Annotated in this window: 3 protein-coding genes and 2 pseudogenes; 2 read left to right on the top strand and 3 right to left on the bottom strand. The window is 65.3% G+C overall.

What is annotated here, in order from left to right:
* A pseudogene (locus AB0F62_RS42470) lies at window positions 1–131 on the top strand (sulfurtransferase); the annotation flags it as partial.
* Between the two features lie 562 nt (window positions 132–693).
* Here the strand turns inward: AB0F62_RS42470 and AB0F62_RS42475 are convergent.
* Both AB0F62_RS42475 and AB0F62_RS42480 read right to left on the bottom strand, forming a co-directional pair.
* The gene (locus AB0F62_RS42475; RefSeq protein ID WP_361812194.1) at window positions 694–960 is read right to left on the bottom strand and encodes a zinc ribbon domain-containing protein; all 267 of its coding nucleotides are present in this window, start codon (window positions 958–960) and stop codon (window positions 694–696) included.
* A 70-nt stretch (window positions 961–1030) separates the two neighbouring features.
* Complete coding sequence (locus tag AB0F62_RS42480) at window positions 1031–1186, bottom strand: hypothetical protein (RefSeq protein ID WP_361812197.1); 156 nt, start codon at window positions 1184–1186, stop codon at window positions 1031–1033.
* A gap of 859 nt (window positions 1187–2045) precedes the next feature.
* On the opposite strand from AB0F62_RS42480, the gene AB0F62_RS42485 reads away from it, so the two are divergent.
* Window positions 2046–3377, top strand: a complete 1332-nt coding sequence (locus AB0F62_RS42485) for an MFS transporter (RefSeq protein ID WP_361812200.1) — start codon at window positions 2046–2048, stop codon at window positions 3375–3377.
* A 311-nt stretch (window positions 3378–3688) separates the two neighbouring features.
* On the opposite strand, the pseudogene AB0F62_RS42490 reads toward AB0F62_RS42485, so the two are convergent.
* Window positions 3689–4035 (bottom strand): annotated as a pseudogene (locus tag AB0F62_RS42490) (metallophosphoesterase); the annotation flags it as partial.

Consider the following 4035-nt stretch of genomic DNA (forward strand, 5'->3'; position numbering starts at 1 on the left):
AGCGCTCCGCCCACACCTGGTTCGTGCTGCACGAGCTGCTCGGCCAGCCCAACGTCAAGAACTACGACGGTTCCTGGACCGAGTACGGCTCCCTCATCGGCGTGCCGATCGAGCTCGGCGCCGCGAAGTAAGCCCCGAGACCCCGACCCAGAGGCGGTGTGCCGCCTCCGGGTCGGGGGAATCGGTCACCCGAGGCCCAGGGGAGCGTCGCGCCCGCTGCTGGATGACCGATCAGCGCGCACGGTGCATGCATCGATCAATTCGGCAGGCTCGACGTAGAAGTGACCGCCCCCGTAACCACTTACACTCCTGGAGGAGCGCCACCGCCGGGGTCTGACCCGCTCATGCCCCTTACTGCCGCCAACCCCACACGAGGCAGGAAGTCTGACGGCAATGGCCAGACAACACCGGTCAGGGAGAAGGCGATGAGCATGCCCTGGAGGGTGCGCGCCAGATACTGGTGCGGGCCCTGGAAGAAGCAGCTCCATTGACTTCCCCTCCCCCGCCTGGAGATTCTCCGTGGGTCCGGCGCTGGCCCGTGACCAGGTGACGCCGTTTCCGGAAGTGTTCCTGTTTCCTTCCCACCGGGGTGGGTCCTTCGCAAACCGCCGGGGCAAGACCTGGCCCCACATTCGCTCGGCGGGCATTTACCCGCTCCTCGTAGAGGCGGGGCCGCAGGTCCGGCAATGGGTGCTACTGGCCTTGCGGTCTTACGCCGCGCTGGTGAGCTTGCCTTCGCCCTCGACGGATCTCCCTGTCTGTCGGATCTGCGTGGACGTTCCGCGCCGCGTTCCCGTACCGGCCCAGCAGGGTGCCACACCCTGGGGCAGGTCCGCTGCCGGATGTGCAGCGGATTCGACCCATCACGTCGCCACACTCCGAGCAGATCTGCGAGGACGGTGATCTGCAACCGACCCACACAATGCCCCGACCGCGATGTTCGGTCTGGTACCGGAGCATGCTGACGAACCGGCCCCAGCCGGCGTCGTACCCGACTTCGCCAAGCGCCCGCGCGCCAGTCCCTTCACGTTCAAGGTTCCGCGCTGATCACTTGGTTGTCGTTGATCAACCGCGTCGACCAATCGTCGTGAGAGTTCTCATGGACATCGGCCACCCGGGCATACGCACACGCGACCTTGACCCGGGCCTTCTCCCGGTTCTTGGTGCCCTTCTCCTTGCGTGACATGCCTCGCTGTGCCTTGCGGAGCCTCTTCTCCGCGCGGCGCAGGAATGTGGCTGCCGTCGGACGGCACCGCAAACCGCGTCAAGCCCAGGTCGATGCCGATGCCACCGTCAGCAGGCGGCAGGAAGTCAGCCTCGGGGTCGGTCTCCACCACGAAACCGGCAAATAGTCTGCCGGCGGCGTCCTTGATGATGGTCACCGACGACGGAGTCGACGGGAGAGGTCGCGACCACTCGACCTCGAGTTCCCCGATCTTCGGTAGGGACAGTTTCCCATCGGCAGCAATCAGATCTGAGGAGGTCCTCGCCCGTCTGACCACACACCTGCCAGGCACCGATTGCCGCAGACCAGATGTCACTGCCCACGCAGTCCCAGTCGAGGGCGCCTCGGGGCGGCTTCCCAACATGCAGAGCCCGCCACAACGCAGGCGGGGCATCCCGTCGCCGACTGGGGCCTCGCCCTCAGCCACACAATTGGGTCGCGTCGAGCGCTACGGACACCTGTCCGCAAGACGGGTAGCGAGACGTAACGACGCCTCCTCGATGCATTGACATGCGACGCATCCACATCGGGTTTCGATGTCCCATAACGAGGCATTTGTACTGCCGTTTCACTTGATTGGAAGCCAATCATTACGTGCTTGACACAGTTGCCACCGCCGCACAAACTTTTCCGGACGGATGTCCGTAGTACGGCCAACAGGTACGGCCGTCCCGGACGTTGAGTTTGGCGATCCCACCGTCCCGGGGAGCTCCCGGCACCAGGACAGGAACCGACTCATCGATCCGCACCAACCACACCCACTCGACCAGGTGCGCCATCGCGAGCTGAAGGCGCTGGGACGTTGCCAATGGAGGCAACCGTGACTGCCACCGAACCACCCCTCGGCAAGGACGCCTTGCCGTCCGCGGACTCCGACGCCAAGAGAGCGCTGTACTCCAAGATCGGGTGGCGGCTCATTCCGCTGATCTTCGCGGGGTATGTGTTCGCCTACCTCGACCGCATCAACATCGGGTTCGCTCAGCTACAGATGAAGGAGGACCTCGGTTTCAGCGCCGCGGTGTACGGCCTCGGCGCCGGCCTGTACTTCGCCACCTATTTCCTTTGCGAGGTCCCGAGCAACCTCTGGATGAAGCGCATCGGGGCCAGGCTGACCCTCTCGCGGATCATGGTCTTGTGGGGGCTGGCCTCCACCTGCATGATGTTCGTTCAGACGCCAACCCAGTTCTACGTCATGCGTCTGCTGCTGGGTGCCTTCGAAGCGGGCTACGCGCCCGGTGTAATGCTCTTCCTCACTTATTGGTTCCCCAATGACCGCCGTGCCCGTGTCATGGCACTCTTCCTGTGCGGCAGTCCGATCGCCGGCGCCCTCGGCTCGCCAATCAACGGTTGGATCCTGCAAGCCATGGACGAAGTCGCGGACCTCGGCGGCTGGCAGTGGCTGTTCCTGCTCGAGGGCGTGCCCAGCATCGTGCTGGGTGTGGTGTTCTTCTTCGTCCTTCCTGACGGACCCAAGAAGGCGAAGTGGCTCAACGACGCCGAGCGCCGCGAGGTTTTGGCCGGACTCGACTCCGCATCATCCGGCAGCTCGCACGGCTTCGGCAGCGCCCTTCGCGACATCAACGTCTACGTGATGGGTCTGGCGTGGTTCACTGTAGTGTGCGGCATTCAAGCAGTGGCCTTCTGGATGCCCCTGATGCTCAAGGATGCAGGCGTCGCCACGCCCGGCGAGATCGGCGCATGGGCTGCCATCCCATTCGCGACTGCAACGGCATCGATGCTCCTGCTGTCCCGTCACTCGGACAGGACCGGCGAACGTCGGTGGCATGCTGCCATAGCGTGCGTGACCGGCGCCGCCGCGCTGATCCTTTTGTCGTTCGCCGGAACCAACCTTGCACTGTCGATCTTCTCTCTGGCGCTCCTCGCCTGCTCTGTATACGGATCGATGCCAATCCTGCTGTCGATTCCGGTCAGGTACCTGGCGCCAGAGGCACGGGCTGGTGGGATCGCCCTGATCAACTCGATCGGTCTGTCGGGGGGCTTCGTCAGCCCGTTTCTCCTGGGATGGGTCAAGACGCAGACCGGCAGCGTAAACAACGGGCTGTATGTCATGGCTGCCCTGCTCGTTCTCGGCGCGATCCTCACGGTAACCGTGATCCGCACCACGCCTCGAACGCACGCCTCACGGCCCTGAACACCCGGGCCCCATCCGTGTCTCGTCGAGCCGACCACACCCGGATCGCAAGGTGCTCCTTGACCGCGATGAGCATGGCAACGCCACTCGCGCAGATCAGGCGGATAGGTCGGGCACGCACTGCCGATCGATTCCGCGAGTGTGGTGTCGTCGATCGCGGCGGAGCAAAGGAAACGACAACCGACTACGGGCCAATCGCGCCGACGCTTTGAGCCCCGACTGCGCCAATCCGCCAACGCTGGGGGCGTAGGCGCACAGCAAGAGGCGGGGCGGGCACCGACGGTGCCTGCCCCGCCGTCAAACGGGTACGGTCAGCTGCTCAGCGCAGTGATCGTGAGGGTGGCGCGGTAGCCGCCCTTCTCGACGCTGTCCGGGATCTTCAGATCCAGGTCGGCGCCGAGCTTGGCGGAGCCCCGCGGGTGGCCCTGCGCGGCGGAGCCGAGGCCACGCGAGACGGACAGGCCCTGGCCGTGGTCGTCGTAGCCGGAGGCCACCGGGTCACCGGCCGCGGCACCGGCGCCGCCGTCGAGGACGTACGGCGTCCAGCCGAGGTAGGAGCCGGGGAACGTCTTGTCGGCGTCCTTGAAGTCGCCCACGTTGGCCGAGATCGACCACGGGGCGAGCGAACGGCGGCTGTCGGAGACGAGGATCGGGTTGA

This window comes from Streptomyces sp. NPDC026673 (genome assembly GCF_040638135.1).
GTDB lineage: Bacteria > Actinomycetota > Actinomycetes > Streptomycetales > Streptomycetaceae > Actinacidiphila.

Excerpts from the sequence above, each read along its gene's own strand:
- AB0F62_RS42480 (WP_361812197.1), bottom strand. The coding sequence starts at position 1,186 with ATGTCACGCAAGGAGAAGGGCACCAAGAACCGGGAGAAGGCCCGGGTC.
- AB0F62_RS42475 (WP_361812194.1), bottom strand. The coding sequence starts at position 960 with ATGCTCCGGTACCAGACCGAACATCGCGGTCGGGGCATTGTGTGGGTC.